Annotated in this window: 18 protein-coding genes, 1 pseudogene and 1 CRISPR repeat array; of the genes and pseudogenes, 12 read left to right on the top strand and 7 right to left on the bottom strand. The window is 41.2% G+C overall.

The window, feature by feature from the left end:
• Nucleotides 1-305: 305 nt before the first annotated feature.
• The 3 genes from GTQ43_RS19835 (at nt 306) to GTQ43_RS19825 (ending at nt 3,223) form a co-directional block, all read left to right on the top strand.
• Nucleotides 306-1,190, top strand: a complete 885-nt coding sequence (locus tag GTQ43_RS19835; protein ID WP_265274478.1) for a lipid kinase — start codon at nt 306-308, stop codon at nt 1,188-1,190.
• Between the two features lie 93 nt (nt 1,191-1,283).
• On the top strand, nt 1,284-1,889 hold the full coding sequence (locus GTQ43_RS19830; RefSeq protein ID WP_265276501.1) for an exopolysaccharide biosynthesis protein: 606 nt from the start codon (nt 1,284-1,286) through the stop codon (nt 1,887-1,889).
• A 776-nt stretch (nt 1,890-2,665) separates the two neighbouring features.
• Nucleotides 2,666-3,223: a hypothetical protein gene (locus tag GTQ43_RS19825; protein WP_265274477.1), complete on the top strand. Its 558-nt coding sequence runs from the start codon at nt 2,666-2,668 to the stop codon at nt 3,221-3,223.
• Between the two features lie 112 nt (nt 3,224-3,335).
• Here the strand turns inward: GTQ43_RS19825 and GTQ43_RS19820 are convergent, their stop codons facing one another.
• Nucleotides 3,336-3,692 (bottom strand): Spx/MgsR family RNA polymerase-binding regulatory protein, encoded by a 357-nt coding sequence (locus tag GTQ43_RS19820; protein WP_265274476.1) that lies wholly within the window; start codon nt 3,690-3,692, stop codon nt 3,336-3,338.
• 44 nt (nt 3,693-3,736) lie between these two features.
• On the opposite strand from GTQ43_RS19820, the gene GTQ43_RS19815 reads away from it, so the two are divergent.
• From GTQ43_RS19815 to GTQ43_RS19805, 3 genes are all read left to right on the top strand, one after another.
• Nucleotides 3,737-3,877 (top strand): hypothetical protein, encoded by a 141-nt coding sequence (locus GTQ43_RS19815; RefSeq protein ID WP_265274475.1) that lies wholly within the window; start codon nt 3,737-3,739, stop codon nt 3,875-3,877.
• Between the two features lie 260 nt (nt 3,878-4,137).
• Nucleotides 4,138-4,284, top strand: coding sequence for a ribbon-helix-helix protein, CopG family (locus GTQ43_RS19810; protein ID WP_265274474.1), 147 nt, complete (start codon nt 4,138-4,140; stop codon nt 4,282-4,284).
• A gap of 114 nt (nt 4,285-4,398) precedes the next feature.
• Nucleotides 4,399-4,953: a Uma2 family endonuclease gene (locus GTQ43_RS19805; RefSeq protein WP_265274473.1), complete on the top strand. Its 555-nt coding sequence runs from the start codon at nt 4,399-4,401 to the stop codon at nt 4,951-4,953.
• Between the two features lie 78 nt (nt 4,954-5,031).
• On the opposite strand, the gene GTQ43_RS19800 is transcribed toward GTQ43_RS19805, so the two are convergent.
• From GTQ43_RS19800 to GTQ43_RS19780, 5 genes are all read right to left on the bottom strand, one after another.
• The gene (locus GTQ43_RS19800) at nt 5,032-5,190 is read right to left on the bottom strand and encodes a hypothetical protein (protein ID WP_265274472.1); all 159 of its coding nucleotides are present in this window, start codon (nt 5,188-5,190) and stop codon (nt 5,032-5,034) included.
• Nucleotides 5,191-5,454: 264 nt separating this feature from the next.
• Nucleotides 5,455-6,840 carry a Rieske 2Fe-2S domain-containing protein gene (locus GTQ43_RS19795; protein ID WP_265274471.1) on the bottom strand — a complete coding sequence of 462 codons (1,386 nt, stop codon included), beginning with the start codon at nt 6,838-6,840 and terminating at the stop codon, nt 5,455-5,457.
• A 69-nt stretch (nt 6,841-6,909) separates the two neighbouring features.
• Entirely contained in the window at nt 6,910-7,794 is an 885-nt protein-coding gene (locus GTQ43_RS19790) for a pirin family protein (protein WP_265274470.1), read from the bottom strand.
• 353 nt (nt 7,795-8,147) lie between these two features.
• The gene (gene aspS, locus GTQ43_RS19785) at nt 8,148-9,935 is read right to left on the bottom strand and encodes an aspartate--tRNA ligase (protein ID WP_265274469.1); all 1,788 of its coding nucleotides are present in this window, start codon (nt 9,933-9,935) and stop codon (nt 8,148-8,150) included.
• Nucleotides 9,936-10,102: 167 nt separating this feature from the next.
• On the bottom strand, nt 10,103-10,291 hold the full coding sequence (locus GTQ43_RS19780) for a type II toxin-antitoxin system HicA family toxin (RefSeq protein ID WP_265276500.1): 189 nt from the start codon (nt 10,289-10,291) through the stop codon (nt 10,103-10,105).
• 13 nt (nt 10,292-10,304) lie between these two features.
• Between GTQ43_RS19780 and GTQ43_RS41795 the strand changes: the two are divergent.
• The 6 genes and pseudogenes from GTQ43_RS41795 to GTQ43_RS19755 all read left to right on the top strand — a co-directional run.
• Nucleotides 10,305-10,451 (top strand): annotated as a pseudogene (locus GTQ43_RS41795) (CRISPR-associated endonuclease Cas1); the annotation flags it as partial.
• Between the two features lie 29 nt (nt 10,452-10,480).
• A complete protein-coding gene (locus GTQ43_RS19775) occupies nt 10,481-10,621 on the top strand; it encodes a hypothetical protein (RefSeq protein ID WP_265274468.1) in 141 nt (46 codons plus the stop codon).
• 33 nt (nt 10,622-10,654) lie between these two features.
• Nucleotides 10,655-11,199: direct repeats of the CRISPR family, unit length 35 nt; unit sequence CTTTAAACTTCTTCGGAAGTTGAACTAATGGAAAC.
• A 477-nt stretch (nt 11,200-11,676) separates the two neighbouring features.
• A complete protein-coding gene (locus tag GTQ43_RS19770; RefSeq protein ID WP_265274467.1) occupies nt 11,677-13,785 on the top strand; it encodes a pentapeptide repeat-containing protein in 2,109 nt (702 codons plus the stop codon).
• A 468-nt stretch (nt 13,786-14,253) separates the two neighbouring features.
• Nucleotides 14,254-15,768 carry a C-3',4' desaturase CrtD gene (gene crtD, locus GTQ43_RS19765; protein WP_265274466.1) on the top strand — a complete coding sequence of 505 codons (1,515 nt, stop codon included), beginning with the start codon at nt 14,254-14,256 and terminating at the stop codon, nt 15,766-15,768.
• Nucleotides 15,769-16,052: 284 nt separating this feature from the next.
• Nucleotides 16,053-17,159: a saccharopine dehydrogenase family protein gene (locus GTQ43_RS19760; RefSeq protein ID WP_265274465.1), complete on the top strand. Its 1,107-nt coding sequence runs from the start codon at nt 16,053-16,055 to the stop codon at nt 17,157-17,159.
• 263 nt (nt 17,160-17,422) lie between these two features.
• Nucleotides 17,423-17,812 carry a hypothetical protein gene (locus tag GTQ43_RS19755; protein ID WP_265274464.1) on the top strand — a complete coding sequence of 130 codons (390 nt, stop codon included), beginning with the start codon at nt 17,423-17,425 and terminating at the stop codon, nt 17,810-17,812.
• Between the two features lie 473 nt (nt 17,813-18,285).
• Here GTQ43_RS19755 and GTQ43_RS19750 read toward each other — a convergent pair whose 3' ends face one another.
• Nucleotides 18,286-19,584: a cation:proton antiporter gene (locus tag GTQ43_RS19750; protein ID WP_265274463.1), complete on the bottom strand. Its 1,299-nt coding sequence runs from the start codon at nt 19,582-19,584 to the stop codon at nt 18,286-18,288.
• Nucleotides 19,585-19,869 lie beyond the last annotated feature (285 nt).

Genomic DNA, 19,869 nt, shown 5'->3' with positions numbered 1-19,869 from the left:
ATTAAGAATCTGACACAACTCACTTTAGTAATTGGTAATAAAAATTATTCATCTTGGTCACTCCGTCCTTGACTATTGATGAAACAATTTCCTTTGGAATTTAATTAAATAATAGCAGTCCTATAACTAAGAGAGATAAATTAGATAAAATAGAAATTGAAAATTACTATATACAACAGAATAAGTATTTACAAAATAAATTTTTGATGAAAATCATAACAACTTAAACACTTTTTTATAGTCAAATTCAAGCAGAATACATAGATGCGGATAATTGGACATATCAACTACAAAAGGTACTAACCATGAGTTCCCGCGCACTGCTGTTAATAAATCGTCATGCCCGCCAAGGACAAAAGGATGTGTCGGAAGCAATTCAATATCTGAAGACACTCGGCTTTGATTTAATTGAGGAGTCTACAGAAAACCCCAAACATCTTGCTGAAGTTATATTTCGTCATCAGCATCAAGTTGACCTGGTAATCATTGGTGGAGGAGATGGTACTCTGAATGCAGCAGTAGATGCTTTAGTTGAGACTCAGTTGCCCTTGGGAATATTGCCTTTAGGAACTGCCAACGATCTAGCGAGGACTTTAGAAATCCCGAATTCTCTCAGCGAAGCTTGCAAAATTATTGCAGATGGAAATTTACGCCGCATTGACTTGGGTTGGGTAAACGGCAAGCACTTTTTTAACGTTGCCAGTCTGGGATTGAGTGTAAAAATTACCCAGCGACTTACCAAAGAAGTTAAACGCCGTTGGGGAATATTTGCTTATGCTGCCACTGCATTGCAAGTGACTTGGGAAGCTAGACCTTTTACTGCGGAGATTGCGATCAATGGTAAATCAGTTCGCGTGAAAACAGTGCAAATTTCTGTAGGTAACGGCCGTTATTACGGGGGTGGTATGGCTGTGTCTGACGATGCCACAATAGACGACCAAAGGCTAGACCTCTATAGCTTGGAGATTAAACACTGGTGGCAGATTATACTATTACTACCAGCGATGCGAGAAGGGCGACATATATATTGGCAAAGTGTACGTTCTCTTCAAGGTCAAGAAATAGAGGTATATACTCGCAAACCACGTCCTATCAATACAGATGGTGAAATCACTACTTACACACCTGCTCATTTTCGGGTTATATCTAAAGCTATAGCTGTTTTAGTACCCCCAGGAATCAGGAGTTAGGAGTACAGACGCGATTAATCGCGTCTGTACAGGAGTTATTCTCCTTATCTTGACTCTGCTAAAAATGTGGGAATTCGCATTAACTCACGCCAAATGCATCTGAGATTTTCTCAAGATATAAAGTCCCTGTTGCAACGCCTAGCTGAACAACCGCTTACTCTAGGTGATGTCCTGGCAGAAACCTCAGAACGAGGGTTCAGCCTGGTAATTACATTGTTAGTCTTACCCTTTTTATTTCCTATGCCACCAGGATTAACTGGGCCTTTTGGTGGTGCTTGTTTACTATTATCAGCGCAAATGGTTTTAGGGAGGCGATCGCCTTGGCTACCGAAAAGAATCGCCAACTACAAATTTCCTCGTCCCTTTGCCCAGTTACTTTTACAAAATTTGGGACGGCTTACAAAAGTTTTACAGAAAATAGCCCGCCCCCGTTTGGCAAAAATAGCCCATAATCCTTTGATTTGGCGAATTAATGGGTTTTGTATATCTTTGTTAACAGTATTGTTAATATTACCAATTCCCTTTACAAATCCCATCCCCACTATAGGTATTTTACTTTTGACTGTTGCCACCATCGAATCTGACGGTTTATTAATTTGCATCAGCTACGCTATTACTATCTTGATTACCTTGCTGTTTGGATTTATTGGTTATGCAGTATGGTTATCTCCCAGTTTACTGCCATCTATATTTAAATAATAAAAGCCCTCAACTAAAAGTTGAGGGCTGTAATTTATTAGGGTGCATCTACCATTTATTAATCCACTTTATTAATTGCCATATCCGGGCAAATCAAACTTCTGAACAATTTATTTTATTCCCGCATTCAAAAATATCAGCAATAAAAAAGCCTTCAACTAAAAGCTGAGGGCTGTAATTTATTAAGGTGCATCTACCATTTATTAATCCACTTTATTAATTGCCATATCCGGGCAAATCAAACTTCTGAACAATTTATTTTATTCCCGCATTCAAAAATATCAGCAATAAAAAAGCCTTCAACTAAAAGCTGAGGGCTGTAATTTATTAAGGTGCATCTACCATTTATTAATCCACTTTATTAATTGCCATATCCGGGCAAATCAAACTTCTGAACAATTTATTTTATTCCCGCATTCAAAAATATCAGCAATAAAAAAGCCCTCAACTAAAAGCTGAGGACTGTAATTTAATTAAGGTGCATCTACTATTTATATATCCACCTTAGTTATTGCTGCATCAGGAAGAATTGAAAAAAATAGATGGTTGCATAACTAATTTCTTTAGCTACACCAATATTACTAGCCTCAATGAGAATAACCTACGGTTTTTGACTAGGTAATTATTGATTAGCTTCATCATAATTTTACAATTACCTCAAATTTTCCCTAAATACGCAAAGTTTCTGTTAATATCCCCGATCGCATCTCCGCAATAGTACTAATCTAGTTTATTAGTTGGGTATATGACTATGAAAGTTAAACATACCTAACTCGATGAAGCGATCGCAATTTTTATTAGCCCTTGCTAGTCTTTGTATTGTCGGGGGAAGCTTTTTTCTGAGAACAGCCTTTAGTAGTACTAGCGAACCTAAAATAATAACTGATACATCACGCTACAAAGAAATTCGTAATCAACTATGGTCTGACAATGACCAAGTAAAACATTTTCCGAAAGAGATTCCCACTGATGCTAAAGGCGTTCACATTGCTTACTCTCCCAAATTTTTGCAAGGAAGTAGTTTTTTTCAAATTAGGCTGAAAGAGCCACCATACAAGATAGAAAAATTACTGTCACAATATAGAAGTAGTGCAAAGCACAAATATAAGGGTGGTAACACAAACGACCACATAAACCAACCTAATGGTGTACCGACAACTTTCTTCTACACCAGTGATTCTCATACAGAATCCTTTCCCGCCGCTTATGAAATATTGGTATTAAATGCAGATGACAAAGGTAGACCTGGTTTTAAATGGAATCACGGAGATAGCTACGGTGTTGCTATTAATAGTTCTGCCTCAGAAATTATCTATTGGTCTGAAAAATGGTAATTAACACGTTCACAACGTCGTGTTTCTAGGAAAGTAAAAAGGTAAACAGCTGTTAGGTTTGATAGAGAAAGAATATGGAACTGATGATAGATTTGGCTTTGGGGCAAGTGGTTTACGCTAAATCTAATTTTTCTCGAACTATTCCTTCATCCCTGAAGCCGACGAGTACAGCTGTTCCATTTTTGACAAAAAGGGGACGTTTGAGGAGCATTGCGTCGTGAGTGAATGCGTCAATCCACTGTTCATCAGTCCAGGTCTTAAAATCATCTCCTAAAGCACGGTAGGATTGACCCGAAGTATTTCGCATACAAGCAAAACCCAAAGACTTTACCCAGCTTTGAATCATCTCACGGGTAGGCGGAGTTTGTTTGGTGTTAATAAACTCATAGTCAATGTCGTTGTATTGAAGCCACGTGAAAGCTTTTTTGCAAGTGCCGCAGTTTGGAATGCCGTAGACTTGAATAGACATAAAAATTTTGCAACGATGTCTGATGAGCTAGCTAGTGCTTCATTGTGAAGTACCCCATCTTGCCTTCGGCTGAAGATGGGGCTTCCCAAATTCAACTAGCACAAGGACGGTCTTATTCGTCTCTTGGGTTTCCCGTCTCATCCGCCGTTGCCACGTTAGGAACTTACGTTGAAGTCGAGAACTGAATCTCGTGATGGTCTTACACAGCGTCCACAGGCAGCCGCCCATCTTCCATAGGCGGTTTGATTGTTTTACGTACATCCCTGTGTGGCTTCTCTTTTACCGCCTTATGTAGATGGGCGAACCAGTGACCGGAATCTTTCCCCCTTTCTCACGCTCTTAGACTTGGTAAGCATATTACTGCTACTATGACCGTTTGTTGTGAGCCGTGTGGGTGGGTCAGCAACCATTATAATGGTAGCACATCTATACTTTATTTACTACCATGTCACAGATTAGTTTGAGATTATCCCAACGAGAAAAAGAACATTTGCAAAAGTATTGTGAGTTGACCGAAAGAAATCAAACAGAGATATTGCGCGACTTGATAAGAAGATTGTCAATCAAAGGGGTGTTGAACCCCCTTGACTGACCTACTATCCATCCCCAAGAAAGCTGTCGCTGAGGGTGGGGAATTCCGCAGAATTAGTTAAAATCAAAGTAAACAAGAATGTCTAATTGGTAGAAAAAAAGCTAAATAAGGGTTATGACCTTAACTACCTATAAATGGACAATTAAACGTTATCACCAAGCAATAGAGGCAGGTATCTTTGATGACCAGCCCATTGAACTATTGCGTGGCGACTTGATTGTTATGCCCCCAGAACGAGAACCTCACGCCTACTACAATACAGAAGCAGCTGATTATCTTCGTACACTGCTCGGTGAACGGGTAAAAATCCGTGATGCCAAACCCATTACCTTACCCAACGATTCAGAACCGGCTCCCGATGTTGCAATTGTCAAACCTTTAGGTGAGGTTTACTTAGAACACCATCCTTACCCAGAAGATATCTTCTGGGTTATTGAATTCTCCAAAGCCACCCTGAGCAAAGATTTAGGTGAAAAAAAAGACATCTATGCTGAGGCTGGTATTGTTGAATACTGGGTTGTCAACCTGAAGACTCCGCAGTTAAAAGTATTTCGTGACCTAAAAAACCGGGAATACAAAACCGAACTGACACTAACCACAGGTACTATTTCACCCCTAGCCTTTCCTGATGTATCTGTCCGAGTTGAGCGCCTTATAAGTAAGATGTAGTGCAGCGCATAATTGAAAGGAAGAAAGTACCAAACACCTACCAAATTGGCGTAATTGCAATTAAAATTCGCCGTGGACTTACAGCTTGATGCTCGACAGAGGTTGCCCAAAGACAAACCACATCAGCGCATAGGTGGCATAGTCGAAAATAGAACTAATCGGGCCGATAAAAATCATAAATCGCCGGATATTAGCAATTTCCCACTTCGGTGGCTTGATTAGAGCTTCTCGATCCACATCGAGGAAGGATTGATTATTGTAAAGACGGCGATTTATCGCGTCTCTTGCCTTAACCGAACAGTATTGATTACACTTCGTTTCATTCGCAATGACATAGTGTGAATTATTTAAGCTGTTCTACTTATAGCGTTTCCCGGTCTGGTCAGATACAAGAACCCCACCCCCAACCCCCTCCCCGCCAGCGAGGAGGGGGCTATGATGTACCTCATTTGATTAGGAAAAGCTATAGTATTTTTTCACAATTCAAATCGGATTCCTGTATTAGTTAAATATACTATGTATTGAAAAACCACCTTTTTTGGGAATACTGCTGAGAAAGCGTTCTCGAATTGAATCTAATTTATAGTTACAAATTAAACTTAATATGCTAAGTAAAACTGGTACAATAACTATGTTTATAGGGAGATTAATGACGATTAGTAACAACGCTAAAATGGTCAATACTAGGGTCGAATTTTGACAGAAATTTTTAACTTTATCTATCAAAACTAAAGATTGCCGACAACTAGGGCAATGTTTAGTATGTCTGTGCCAGATATCGTATAATTCTTCATCACTTAATTCTTTAAAAGGTACTTCTGCTACTCCCTGCCATGCAGGTTTACCACCAGCAAATTCATCTAACCATTTGCGAAAAGTAACGATGCCAATGTCAGCTATTGAAGGCAGAAAATATGACTTTTGCCAAGGTTTATCGATCGCAGATTCGTTAACAGCTTGGGAGTGCATCATTGATAAATCTTGGTTACTCAATTTATAACTAGATGAATGTTTTAACCCAGTTTGTAAATAGTTGGGCAGAAGCTCAAACCAAAAGTTACGTTTTTGGGGAAGGCTATCAGCAACAAACTTACCAATTTGCCTACAATAACCTGATTTCGTGGGTACAAAATATAGCTGAAATAAAGCATATTTACCGTTAGAATATTTATAGATTGTTGTATTAGAACAGGGCGGACTGAACTTCCGAGTCGCATCCATATCTTTGTTAAAAATATTGTAACCAGAATGCTTTAAAGTAAAACCATCTTCGGCAGATATTTCTCCTAATACTTCAAAATTTTGTATGGGGATAGCTCGTTCCGGGGAAAATCCAGCAATTCCTTCATGCAAGAATTGGGCGTGAGAAGGGTCAAAACTACTTTCAACAGAGACAGTGTAACCAACAGGAACTTCTGACATAAACCAATCACTCAACGAGCTATCAAGTTTAGATTCTGGCATCAGGGCAGGTTGCTTTGAAGTGCTATCTTCAAAAGCGGTAGGACTATTATCTGCCCAGATCCATAGTAATTCTTGTAGCACTTGAGTTGGGTATATTGTTACTTGCGATCGCTCACTATTACAAGCAGCTTTTAAAGCCTTTTCATCACTTAACATGGGAATATTTGTACATTTTCCTGCCTCATCAAAAGCCCAACCATGATGACGGCACATTAGGTTTCCATTTTCATTGATACTTCCTAAAGATAGCTGTGCCAACTTATGGGGGCAAGTATCATCCATTACTACCCATTTTTGATGTTTGTCTCTCCAGATTACCAGCTTTTTTCCAAGCAAAGTGATGGGGGTCGGATGAGAAGGTTCCAGATAACCGACGGGAGTTATTGGATACCACTGTTTAGTCCAGGAGAAGTTATTTACCATCAAATTAACTCATCTATTCAACTTTTTTAATTAGGGTTGCGATCGCTCACCCCTAAACCATAACTGATACTAAAAAGGATTAGCCTCGATCGTCACTTCTGGCAATGGAATAAACTCTGTTTCATCTGATACCCTAGCAAAGCGGCAATCCCGCCAATCGGCTTTTGCTTCCTCTATCCGCTCTAGTCGGCTAGAAACAAAATTCCACCATTTGTAGCGTGTACCTAATGGTTCACCACCAATAACAATACATCGAGCAGCAGCAGCAGCAGAAACCCTGATTTCATCCACTGGCTCTAGGATGGCAAGGTGATATGGCTCTAACGGTTGCTCATTAATGCTCAAACCTTCCGTGACACTGTATACTGCCCTCTCTGAATAACCTGTGGGGATAGGAAAGTGAGCATTGGCAGATAGCATTACATCTAAATAGAGAATAGGTGAGAAAACTTTGACAGGTGAGGTGTAGCCAAGTGCTTCTCCGGCGATGAGTTTAATTATCGCGCCATTCTCTTGCCAGGTAGGAAGGCTTTCCGCAGAATAGTGAGTAAAGCTTGGATCGATTTCTTCATATTCTACAGGCAAGGCGACCCAAGTTTGAATGCCATGAATGGTAGCGTCATTTTGACGAGCGATATCAGGCGATCGCTCTGAATGTACAATCCCTTTTCCCGCCGTCATCCAGTTTACAGCACCGGGTCGAATTTCCTTTACAGTGCCTAAACTATCGCGGTGCATTAAAGCACCATCAAATAAGTAAGTGACGGTGGCGAGATTGATATGAGGATGTGGTCGGACATCGATGCCTTTATTGGGTGGCAAAACAGAGGGGCCAAGATGATCGAAGAAGATAAACGGCCCAACCATTTGACGATGAGGATATGGCAAACTACGGCGAGCAACAAACCCACCCAAATCTTTAACTTCAGGTTCAATCAGTTGAAGTATTGCCATAAGTGATGGGGGTAATTGGTAAATGCTGGAATTAGAGTGTTCCAAAAAATAAATGATCCAAAACCCGTCATTGCGAGCGAAGCAATCACAGCCCTTGAGATTACTTCGCTTCTCTACGAGACGCTTCGCGATCGCTCGCAATGACAATTGGGCATTTTTTTACTTGGAGTACTCTTATTATAATTCAATACGGTTCAGTCAAGTGCCTCTGCGGTTTAAAAGCGATTTATTGAACCACAGAGGCGCAGAGAACACAGAGGAAAGAGGAATTATTGTCCGAACATTTTATCCGCCCTGAAAGGGGTACGTTCCATTGGCAATGACATTGTGTAATTAAACAATTTCGTAGTTGACTAGGATTTTGGTTTATAAGTTGAAGCAACGTGCAATTCTTTCAACTGTTTCGCATCTACAGAAGAAGGTGCATCTGTTAACAAACAACGCGCTTGTTGTGTCTTCGGAAAAGCAATGACATCTCGAATGGATTCTTCGCCGGCTAGCAACATCACTAAACGATCTAAACCGTAGGCAATGCCACCATGCGGTGGTGTACCATATTCAAATGCTTCTAAGAGAAAGCCAAATTTACTTTGTGCTTCTTCAGGAGATAAACCGATCGCTTCAAACACCTGCTGTTGAATTTCTCGCTGATAAATCCGCAGACTTCCGCCGCCAACTTCTACGCCGTTGAGTATCAAGTCGTAAGCTTGGGCGCGTGCTGTCTTTAAGTCGCTCAAATCATCAGGATGGGGTGCTGTAAACGGGTGATGTAGTGCTTCTAAACGTTTTTCGTCAGCATTCCACTCGAACATGGGAAAGTCTGTAATCCACAGCAAGTTGATTTTTTCTGGATCGATTAAATCAAATTCTTTAGCGATCGCTTGCCGTAATCTATCTAATGTTTTATTAACTGTAGCAGCTTCCCCTGCCCCAAACAACAACAAATGTCCCGCTTTTGCACCTGTACGGCGGAGAATTTCTTGTTTTTGTTCAACGCTGAGGTTGTCTTTAATCGCGCCAATGGTGTCAATTTCGCCATCATCCCTAACGCGGATATAAGCTAAACCTCTAGCACCGGCTTCGCTGGCTTCTTTGAATAAATCGCCACCTGGTTTAATGCGGACGTTAGAAATTACATCGTTACCGTTAGGAATGGGCAGGATTTTGACGATACCACCATTGGTAACAGTGTCTCGAAAGACTTTGAAACCAGACTCTTTGCCAATATCTGAGACATCAACTAATTCCAAACCATAGCGGGTATCTGGTTTATCACTTCCGTAGCGTTCCATCCCTTCAGCGTAAGTGAGGCGGGGGAAAGGGCGCTGTAACTCAATGCCTTTAACGGTTTTGAAGATATGGCAAACTAAGTTCTCATTCAGTTCGATAATTTCTTCTTGAGACATGAAACTCATTTCCATGTCCAATTGAGTAAATTCTGGTTGTCTGTCGGCGCGTAAATCCTCGTCACGAAAGCAACGGGCAATCTGATAATATCTGTCTAAACCGGATACCATCAGCAATTGTTTAAATAGCTGGGGTGATTGCGGCAAAGCATACCACTCACCAGGATTGACGCGACTAGGTAGAACATAATCCCGCGCTCCTTCTGGGGTAGAACGGGTAAGGATTGGGGTTTCGACTTCAATAAAACCTTCCAAATCTTCCAGATAACGCCGCATAGCTTTAACAATTTGATGACGCAGTTGCAAATTTTGCGCCATGCGTTCGCGTCGCAAATCCAAATAACGATATTTCAGCCGCAAGTCTTCCCGTACTGTCTCGGTGTCAGCTACAGAAACTTGAAAAGGTAACTGTTTGCGGACAGCATTGAGGAGTTGAATTTTATCAGCGTAGATTTCTACCTCGCCTGTGGGGATGCGGGGATTGAGAGATTCTTCGGGACGGTGCGTTACCCTACCAGTGATTTCGACAACATATTCATTTCGCAGGGCGTTGGCATATTCGTAGGAATCTGGGGTGCGTTGCGGATCGCTGACGATTTGGACAATTCCAGAGCGATCGCGTAAATCTAAAAATATCACACCACCGTGATCGCGGCGACGGTCTACCCATCCGTAAAAGGTAACAGTTTCTCCAATATGTTCTTTTCGGAGTTCGCCGCAATAATGAGTTCGCATAAGTCTTAGTTATTGTTTCCGGGCTAGATTGGGAAGAAAATGTCAAAGCCTTCCCATTATCTAGCATCAATAGTAATTGTAGTAGTTCTAGTGCAATAAAAAATTGAATAATCTCACACTATATATAGAGGAGTCCATGAGACAGGAAGGGTAAGTTTTACCTATTTTTACAATAGTTCCCGGAATTCATCATGGACGATCTCACAGTCACGGAGTATCTGCGCTAACAAACCAGAACCAATTGTTTCACCAAAATGCACTGGAACAAAGCTTCGACGACCATCACTGTGTATCAAAAAATGGTGACTCTCTCGGATTATTGCTACCTCAAAACCTGCTTTTTTTAACGCTGTAATTACTCATACTTGAGAGGAGAAGTTACAAACCGAGACGACGCACCCACACACAGGTCATAAAGTAGCGTATCGTCGTTGTATAGAATTGCAGGTGCGCGAATATATTGCTTGTTTGACTGGTGAGGTTGAAGTCTATCGTCCAATGACTTGGAAACTGTAGCCTAGTATACCATTTGTGGGATAGACATAATGCCTGAAACCCTTATTCTCTCGTTCTATCCCACAAATCGCTCTCTATATATGGGTTTGATGCCTCTCAACGATCAGTTTATTGACAAGAATTATCAATTATTCGGCGGAAAATTTGCATCCCACAAAAAAGTGCTGTAGACTTAGCACTGGGTAAGGCTTTCAGCGACTACCCTTTAAACTTCTTCGGAAGTTGAACTAATGGAAACGTGCTTGAATTTTTCAAGAAGTAGGTCTTGGCAGTAGCACTTTAAACTTCTTCGGAAGTTGAACTAATGGAAACCTTCTGGATATTCCTGCCAGGCAGTGTAGCCATTGCTTTAAACTTCTTCGGAAGTTGAACTAATGGAAACAATTATTTCCTGCTTTTTTCTCTTCTTCAATCTCAAAAACTTTAAACTTCTTCGGAAGTTGAACTAATGGAAACTCGTCTACCAGAGAATCTATATTCTCTGTAACTACCGCTTTAAACTTCTTCGGAAGTTGAACTAATGGAAACCCATTTTTAAAATAAGGGTGAGACGAAAGCGTAAAACAGCTTTAAACTTCTTCGGAAGTTGAACTAATGGAAACCTGCGCTGTTTCCAGCTCTTTGGAAAGCCCCAAGCTGCTTTAAACTTCTTCGGAAGTTGAACTAATGGAAACCAGTTTTAACAAAGTTTTTTCGGTGTCGCTTTGTGATTTCTTTAAACTTCTTCGGAAGTTGAACTAATGGAAACCCGAAGGTGGTTAGTGTAAAAAGACTGAGAGGATATTTTAAAAGTAGTTAGCTGTGACTTTAATCGAATTATTACCCCCCTTAATCCCCCCGATGTAAAGGTGGGAAACCGGAAAATCTTGTTCCCTCCCCAATACATACGGGGAGGGTTAGGGTGGGGTAAACCTTGGTTAATCAGCTATTTCAGACTTGTGTGTACACCGTAGCCTTTATAAGAGGAGGTTAGGGTGGGGTAAAAAAATATTTGATACCGAGAAGAGGACTTTTCAAACATCCTCTAAACAAAGTTCAATTTTATAAACTTTACTACTCTTAGTAAGTAATAGTATAAGGTAGAGCGCTCCCATAAGTTCTGAAGTTGCTCGCGTTATGAGATAGACCGCTATAGTTGCAATATTGATAAAAATTTCACCAAATCCGAAATATTGCAGAGTACAGTTGTATAAAATCTCATTAAAAACTTCTTGCTGACGCAATTATGCCGCCAGACTACTCCGGTCAAAATCTCCGAGGTCGCTCTTTTAAAGGTCAAAACCTGACTGGGGGAAACTTTAGCAAGGCAGATATTAGAGGAGCAAACTTTACCAACGCGATTCTTAAAGATGCTGACTTCACAGGTGCTAAGGCTGGACTACAGCGATGTTGGACTATTGGGTTGCTTATAGCCTCATGGCTGCTATCGGGAATATCAGGGTTTTTCTCAATCTTAGTTGGTCTATTGGTCGCATCTATTTTTGATATCAAAAGCACTCCAAGCTTCATTATCGGGATAGTTCCCCTAATTGTGATACTGGTTTTTTTTATTATTACCATTCGTAAGAGTCTAGCAGCCGGAGCCGGAGCCGTAGCCGTAGCCGCAGCCGTAGCCGTAGCCGTAGTCGGAGCCGTAGCCGTAGCCGGAGCCGTAGCCGTAGCCGGAACCGTAGCCATAGCCGTAGCCGGAGCCGTAGCCGTAGCCGGAGCCGCAGCCGCAGCCGCAGCAGGAGCCGGAGCCGTAGCCGCAGCCGTAGCCGCAGCCGTAGCTGGAGCCGCAGCCGGAGCCGCAGCCGTAGCTGGAGCCGTAGCCGGAGCCGCAGCCGGAGCCGTAGCCGTAGCTAGAGCCTTCACTGTAGCCGGAGCCGGAGCCGTAGCCGGAGCCGCAGCCTTTACATTATTTAGCGCTTACATTAGCTGGCGTAGTTTAATGGGAGATGAAAAAGATGCTTGGATTCGCTCATTTGCTCTCGCCTTTGCTGCGACAGGTGGAACTAGCTTCCGCAATGCCGATTTAACCGATGCTGATTTTACTGGTGCAGCCCTGAAAAACACAGATTTTAGAAAAGCAAACCTAACACGCACCCGTTTTTATGAAGCAAAAAAACTTGACTTTGCCAGAGTTGACGACACCATATTAACTAAATTAGCTGTTCTAAAATTACTCGTCACTGGTAATGGTCAAGGAAAATCTTATACTCGTGCAAACCTGAAAGGCGCTAACCTGATAGGTGCAGATTTAAAAGAAGCGAATCTAAAAGACGCTAATATTACAGAAGCCACCTTCCAAGGTGCTTGTTTAGAGCGGGCAAACCTAACTTTAGCTCAAGCTGTAGGTACTAACTTCACCAGCGCTCAAATGACAGGTGCTTGTGTCGAAGCGTGGAATATTGAAAGTACAACCAAATTAGATAATATAGATTGTCGCTTTATCTATCTTCTCGAACATCCAAAGCCTGAAACTGACGACCGCGAACGCCGTCCTAGTAGTGGTGAGTTTCAACCAAGAGAATTTAGCAAGCTATTTGAAGAAGTTTTAAATACTGTTGATTTAATTTTCCGCGACGGTATCGACTGGAAAGCTTTTGTTAACGCCTTCCAAACAGTACAAAATCAAAATGAAGACACAGAATTAGCTCTACAGAGTATTGAAAATAAAGGTGATGGCGTAGTAGTTGTTAAAGTTGGTGTACCTGATGGTGCTGATAAAGAAAAGATTCATAGTGATTTTACACAAAGTTATCAGCTGGCATTGCAAGCTGTAGAAGAAAAATATAAAGCACAATTACAGGCTAAAGATGAGCAAATAGTTGTTTATCGCCAACAAAGTGGAGAGATGGCAGAGATTGTAAAATTATTAGCGAATAAGCCGATTAATGTTCAAGTTGACAACAAAGTAGAGAATAAAAATATGACTAATAGCAATGATTCCAGCCGCAAAATTGAAATTGGTAGTGTTGGCAGAGACTTTAATGCTAGTGGACAAGCTTTAAATTTAGGTGATATTAGCGGTACGGTAACAAATACCATCAACGAGTTACCAGCGTCTCCCGAACCAGATAAACCGGGAATTAAGGAATTGTTGACGCAATTACAAGCAGCAATTGAGGCTGATACAAATTTATCTAAAGAAGATAAAGCTGAGGCATTAGAACAAGTGAAAGCTTTAGCAGAAGCGGGGAAAAGTTCTCAAGAGGGGGCGATGCAAAAGGCGGCGAAAACGGCTATAAAGATTTTAAAAGGGACAATTTCTAGTTTACCCAGTGCCACAAAGTTGGTTGAACAATGCAGTAATCTGTTGCCGTTAATTTCAACTTTTTTGGGTTTAGGGTAGCGTGTCAAGATTTATCGCGTAACCCCTGACATACCTCACCCTGGTTATGCTATGCAAAACCTGTCCCTTTCCTTACTAAGGCTACGGTGTACACACATCTCTGTAGAAACCCAAAATCGTTTGAGATCCCCCTAAATCCCCCTTAAAAAGGGGGACTTTAAGAGACTTTTGCCCCCCTTTTTAAGGGGGGTTGGGGGGATCAAAAGCCTATGAGGCCACTCTCAAAGACTTGTGTGTACACCGTAGCCTTACTAAGGAGAGGGATGTCCGATAAGACAGGATGAGGTTTTTCTTTTGTTTTAGGTAATTCGATGACTTGTGTCTACACGGCGCAGGTAGGTTTGGCTTGTGTAGACGCGGTTTTTAACCGCCCTTTTATCTGCGATGTCTGCGGCGGGCTACGCCTACGCTTTAAGAGTAAGGTAAAATTATAAATAAAAATATTAAGAATCTTAAACAAACTAACCAATGTCCAGCATACCTCTTGACAAAAGTAACTCTCGTGTTGTTGTTATCGGTGCCGGTATAGGTGGACTGACTGCCGGAGCATTATTAACTCATAGAGGTTACAGCGTCTTAATTTTAGATCAAGCTCTCGTACCAGGAGGTTGTGCTTCGACGTTTAAACGCCAGGGATTTACCTTTGATGTGGGAGCAACTCAGGTGGCAGGGTTGGAACCAGGGGGAATTCACCACCGCATTTTCTCAGAATTGTCAATAGATTTACCAGCAGCAACGCCTTGCGATCCTGCTTGTGCAGTATATTTACCTGGAGAAACCACCCCGATTAATGTCTGGCGCGACCAAGAGAAATGGCAAGAGGAACGACAAAAACAGTTTCCTGGTAGCGAACCGTTTTGGCAATTGATGGCAACTTTGTTTAATGCCAGTTGGGAATTTCAAGGACGCGACCCAGTGCTACCACCCCGTAATTTATGGGATTTGTGGCAGCTAACGCAAGCGGTGCGTTCCAGTACATTAATTACCGTACCCTTCACTTTGTTTACGGTAGGAGATGCTTTACGGTTATGTGGACTGGGCAATGACCAGCGATTGAGGACTTTTTTAGATTTGCAACTAAAGCTATACTCCCAGGTGGATGCAGAGAATACAGCGTTACTTTATGCCGCCACAGCGTTGAGTGTATCCCAACTGCCCCAAGGATTGTTTCACCTCCAGGGAAGTATGCAAGTATTAAGCGATCGCTTGGTACAATCCTTAGAAAGAGATGGCGGCAAATTATTGATGCGCCACACTGTAGAACAAATCAAAGTAGAAAACGGTAAAGCTACTGCTGTTGTCATTAGAAATCAGAAAACAGGCGAAGTCTGGATAGAAGCCGCCGACCACATAGTTAGCAACGTCACCGTGCAAAACCTGGTGCAGTTATTGGGAGAACAAGCACCATCTGGATATAAAAACCGGGTGGAAAAACTACCCCAAGCATCGGGTGCGTTTGTGGTGTATTTGGGTGTAGATGCTAGCGCGATTCCAGTTGGGTGTCCTCCCCACCTGCAATTTTTGTATGATGCTGATGGCCCCATTGGCGAGAATAATTCCCTATTTGTTTCCGTTAGTCATCCTGGAGACGGTCGCGCACCGCAGGGGAAAGCGACAATTATCGCTTCTTCATTTGTCGATCCTGCACAGTGGTGGCAGACTGAAGATTATGAACGACTAAAAGAAAAGTTTACCCAAGAAGCGATCGCTCGTCTTGCCCAATATTTCTATCTCAAACCAGAAACGATTATTTATCAAGAAGCTGCAACACCGCGCACCTTTGCCCATTTCACAGGGCGCGATCGCGGTATAGTTGGCGGTATTGGTCAACGAATTCCCACCTTTGGCCCCTTTGGATTCGCCAATCGGACACCAATTCAGCATTTGTGGTTAGTTGGTGACTCCACCCATCCCGGCGAAGGTACTGCTGGTGTGAGTTATTCGGCGCTGACAGTAGTCAGACAAATTGAAGCCCAAATGTAGTATTTTGTCAAGTTACTTTTGAGGGTTTGTAGTATAGCTTTTCCTAATCAAATGAGGTAAATCATAGCCCCCTCCTCGCTTGCGGGGAGGGGGTTGGGGGTGGGGTTCTTCTACCTCATTCAACTCAGAACCGCTATAAGCACTTTAGTGCTGAGAAAATAAGGACTAAAGTCCTTACTACGAACTTGCAGAAATTTTATTAAATGCTATAAATCATACTTGTAACCGATGGCAAACAGGACACAAAACTGATGAAATAAGGTTAGTGTTGCCAATCTGGAGTAATGACAGACAGAGTTTTAATTCTTGGTGGACGGGGGCGGATTGGTAGCAGTGTTGCTCAGGATCTAGCTACCCATACGCAAGCTCAAATTACGATTACTGGACGTTCTGCGGAATTTGGCAAGGCTGTTAGCTTGTCTTCAGGCGGACAAGTGCAGTTTTTGGTATTGGACTTAGCAGAAGTTGACAAATTGCGAGATGCGATCGCAAACTCTAACTTAGTTATCCACTGTGCTGGGCCATTTCACTATCGAGATACTAATGTTCTGGAAACCTGTATTTCTCAAGGCGTGAATTATATAGATGTGAGCGACCATCGTTCTTATACCAGTAAAGCTCTGAATTATCATGAAAAAGCTGCTGCGGCTGGAGTAACAGCAATTATTAATACTGGGATTTTTCCTGGTATTTCTAATAGCATGGTGCGTCAAGGTGTTGAACAATTTGATAAACCAGAAAAAATCCATTTAAGTTATTTAGTTTCTGGTTCTGGTGGTGCTGGCATTACAGTCATGCGGACAACTTTTTTGGGGTTGCAGTATCCTTTTGAAGCTTGGATAGATGGAAAATGGGAAATAATTAAGCCTTATAGTGAAAGAGAAATAGTTGAGTTTCCACCTCCATATCAACGTAGCGGAGTTTACTGGTTTGATATGCCAGAAACCTTTACACTACCCAAAGCTTTCCCATCAGTAAAAACTGTAATTACTAAGTTTGGCTCTATTCCCGATTTTTATAATCACCTAACTTGGATTGCGGCACACGTTTTTCCCAAGTGGTTAATGCAGCGTCGTTACATGATTGAATTCCTATCTCATGTCAGCCATTCTATGACAGATGTCACTAATAACTTTAGTGGAATTGGGGTAGCAGTTCGTTCAGAAGTTACAGGACAAAAAAATGGTGAACCCGCCGTTTATTGTTCAACTGTAGTGCATGAAAATACAGCGATAGCTTCAGGTTGTGGCACAGGTGGTATTGCCCAATTATTGCTAGAAGGTAAACTCAATAAACCCGGTGTTTTTCCTGTGGAAGAAGCACTTCCAACAAATTTATTTGAAGAGGTAATGCAAAGCCGAGGAATTAAAATTACTCATAGTTGGCTATAAGGAGTTTCCAACAAATCAATTATCCAATCTTATGGGGTGGGTAACATAAACGTCTTTGTCTATGGGTAAACACGACAATTTGATTGTTACACTAGATCCTAAAAGTTCAGATAAGATTAACTGAACTATAGGTAAAAATTAATATACCCTGCGGTAGAAGGAAGAACTGTACCTAAACACTTACGATGCCTGTTGAGTCTTAAATATTGAATGTATTTATACATAAACAAGGCTCATAACAAAAAAACTAGGAGGGTTTTTCCATGCAAAACATTCTATTAACTTTAAAGCAAGCTTTACGTTCAAGCTTTTTGGTTGTTGTACTGATGGTTTCTATCAGTTTGTCAGGTTCGTTTATTTTCGTTCAGCAAGCTAGTTATGCAACTACACTTGAGGAATTGAAGCTAGTACCTCCAGAGTATAAACCAAATTCTGAAGAAAAAATTAATCGTGCTAACGAATATGATCCAGGTGTTGGCGTTGAAGAAGAAGAAAGACAAGAAGCTTATGAGCAAGCAATAAAAGATTCCAAAAACCTTAAAACTATAGAGAAGACTTACGAAAGAAATTTAAAGGCTGAGAAAGAACAAAATCCCCCAGAAAGTTTTGGTGAGAAGGCAAAGGAAGTTATTGAAAAAGTGACAGGTAAATAGGAAATATCGACCTAACCTCCAACCCTTCCCTTGTAGGGAAGGGGAGCATAATTCAAAATCTCTCTGCTTTCAAAAGTGAGTATTTTTTATGAAGCTGCATAGAATTCGATCCCCCCTAGTACCGCAGGGCGGAATTAAAAATTAAAAATTAAAAACGAATACAGCATGAGGGTTTCATTGATTTGGAATGGGTGGTTTATTTCCGCCGCACTGTACTAGCCCACGCCAGTCGCTCCACTTGGGGAGACCCAAAGACCGCGCTGGCTCCCCTTAATAAGGCTACGGTGTACACACAAGTCTTTGAGAGTGGCCTCATAGGCTTTTGATCCCCCCAACCCCCCTTTTTAAGGGGGGCAAAAGTCTCTTAAAGTCCCCCTTTTTAAGGGGGATTTAGGGGGATCAAGATGTGTACAACTCCACATTAAATTGGTATTAACTCTATTGATTGCACCAGATTTAAAAAATCTATACTTTTATTCAAATTCATCAATTGTATCGGGAGAAGTCGCTTTCTTTCGATTAGCAAAATTGCGCTCATACCACTTCATTAAGGGAGTTGCACTAATGCCATGCACAATCACCGAAGCGACAATAGTAGTGTAAGTTATCCAAGCAATTTGTTCGGCTGCTTCACCTTTTAAGCCATTACCAAAAGCATAGGCAAGATAATATAAAGAGCCGACACCACGAATACCAAACCATCCAAATAACCAACGAGTTCCGGGATGAAAGGTTCGGCGGTGTGAGTCTAGAGGACGTTTACCTATTGTGCTAATCCAAACTCCTACAGGTCTGACGATCAAGAATAATAAAATTATCACCAATAACGATTGCGTAGCATAATTGAGGATTGGTTGCAATAATAATATTGAACCTAATAATAAAATTGTTCCAACTTCCAGCAGCTTTTCAACTTGTTCAACAAATTCTAATTGTGCTAGCGCTTTTTCAGAATTTCTGTAACTTCGTTGGACAACTAATCCAGCAACGAATACCGCCAGAAATCCATAGCCATTCACCATTTCGGTTAAAGTATAAGTTAGCAAAATTGTGCTGATTGCAATAAAATCTTCCATTAACTTATCAGCAGGACGGCGTTCTTGGATTCTTTTCTCAATCCAAACTATAGATTTAGCAACCACAATTCCCATAATAATACCAACTGCGATCGCCCAAATTAAATCAACTGCAATCCACTGTTGAAACCAGTTACCCCAGTGGTCATCTTCTAATGCATGAATACCGAAATAAACGAAAGGAAAAGCTAAAGCGTCATTTAATCCACCTTCAGAAGTTAAACCAAATCTCAACTCATCTTGATCTTTCGTATCGGTAAGTTGTACTTCTGATGCTAATACTGGATCGGTAGGTGCAAGAATTGCTCCTAATAAAATCGCTTCTCCCCAATTCATCCCTAAAAACAATTTACCCACAGCAGCCAGAGCAAAAATTGAAATTGGCATCAAAAATCCAATCAATCGCACTGTAATATCCCAAACCCCCAGCCTTAGAGGACGAACAATTTTTAAGCCGCAGCTAAACACAGAAATAATTACTACAAGTTCTGTTATTCTCTCCAGCAATCCGGCGTTGAAAACTTCATCCCGACGTAATTGAATCAGCCCTAAGCCATAAGGCCCCAGAAAAATACCAACTATTAAGTAGATAATGGCAAAAGAAAGAGGTAAGCGAGTAATCCAACCTGACCCTAATGTTACTATCAACAAAATTAGACCAATTACAAATAGGTCAATAAGATAGATGTCTACCATATAGCAATTTATATAAAAATTAAGTGTTGTCTTGTAATTTTAATTGCAATAGCTTGATGTTATAAATTACCTATGGGCTGATTTTGTAAAATTGATAATTAGGTATTTAGATTAATGACAAAGCTTGTGAGGAATTTTAATTTATTAATTCTTTTTTGAGAATGCCTGTATGCCAAGTACACCGTGTTTTCCGATTCTTTACACCACTAATTTCTAGAGTCTAATAGAAAGTACTTTACCTGATGAGATCATCCTATACAAGTGCCCAATATTACTAAAAAAGAC

Source organism: Nostoc sp. KVJ3, assembly GCF_026127265.1.
GTDB lineage: Bacteria > Cyanobacteriota > Cyanobacteriia > Cyanobacteriales > Nostocaceae > Nostoc.
The sequence above is the reverse complement of the archived record's forward strand: the minus strand, read 5'-3'. Positions and strand labels throughout refer to the sequence as shown.

What these genes read in the sequence shown, in the direction of transcription:
- GTQ43_RS19835 (WP_265274478.1), top strand. Translation starts at nt 306, where the DNA reads ATGAGTTCCCGCGCACTGCTGTTAATAAATCGTCATGCCCGCCAAGGA.
- GTQ43_RS19830 (WP_265276501.1), top strand. Translation starts at nt 1,284, where the DNA reads ATGCATCTGAGATTTTCTCAAGATATAAAGTCCCTGTTGCAACGCCTA.
- GTQ43_RS19825 (WP_265274477.1), top strand. Translation starts at nt 2,666, where the DNA reads ATGAAGCGATCGCAATTTTTATTAGCCCTTGCTAGTCTTTGTATTGTC.
- GTQ43_RS19820 (WP_265274476.1), bottom strand. Translation starts at nt 3,692, where the DNA reads ATGTCTATTCAAGTCTACGGCATTCCAAACTGCGGCACTTGCAAAAAA.
- GTQ43_RS19810 (WP_265274474.1), top strand. Translation starts at nt 4,138, where the DNA reads ATGTCACAGATTAGTTTGAGATTATCCCAACGAGAAAAAGAACATTTG.
- GTQ43_RS19805 (WP_265274473.1), top strand. Translation starts at nt 4,399, where the DNA reads ATGACCTTAACTACCTATAAATGGACAATTAAACGTTATCACCAAGCA.
- GTQ43_RS19795 (WP_265274471.1), bottom strand. Translation starts at nt 6,840, where the DNA reads ATGGTAAATAACTTCTCCTGGACTAAACAGTGGTATCCAATAACTCCC.
- GTQ43_RS19790 (WP_265274470.1), bottom strand. Translation starts at nt 7,794, where the DNA reads ATGGCAATACTTCAACTGATTGAACCTGAAGTTAAAGATTTGGGTGGG.
- aspS (WP_265274469.1), bottom strand. Translation starts at nt 9,935, where the DNA reads ATGCGAACTCATTATTGCGGCGAACTCCGAAAAGAACATATTGGAGAA.
- GTQ43_RS19775 (WP_265274468.1), top strand. Translation starts at nt 10,481, where the DNA reads ATGCCTGAAACCCTTATTCTCTCGTTCTATCCCACAAATCGCTCTCTA.
- GTQ43_RS19770 (WP_265274467.1), top strand. Translation starts at nt 11,677, where the DNA reads ATGCCGCCAGACTACTCCGGTCAAAATCTCCGAGGTCGCTCTTTTAAA.
- crtD (WP_265274466.1), top strand. Translation starts at nt 14,254, where the DNA reads ATGTCCAGCATACCTCTTGACAAAAGTAACTCTCGTGTTGTTGTTATC.
- GTQ43_RS19760 (WP_265274465.1), top strand. Translation starts at nt 16,053, where the DNA reads ATGACAGACAGAGTTTTAATTCTTGGTGGACGGGGGCGGATTGGTAGC.
- GTQ43_RS19755 (WP_265274464.1), top strand. Translation starts at nt 17,423, where the DNA reads ATGCAAAACATTCTATTAACTTTAAAGCAAGCTTTACGTTCAAGCTTT.
- GTQ43_RS19750 (WP_265274463.1), bottom strand. Translation starts at nt 19,584, where the DNA reads ATGGTAGACATCTATCTTATTGACCTATTTGTAATTGGTCTAATTTTG.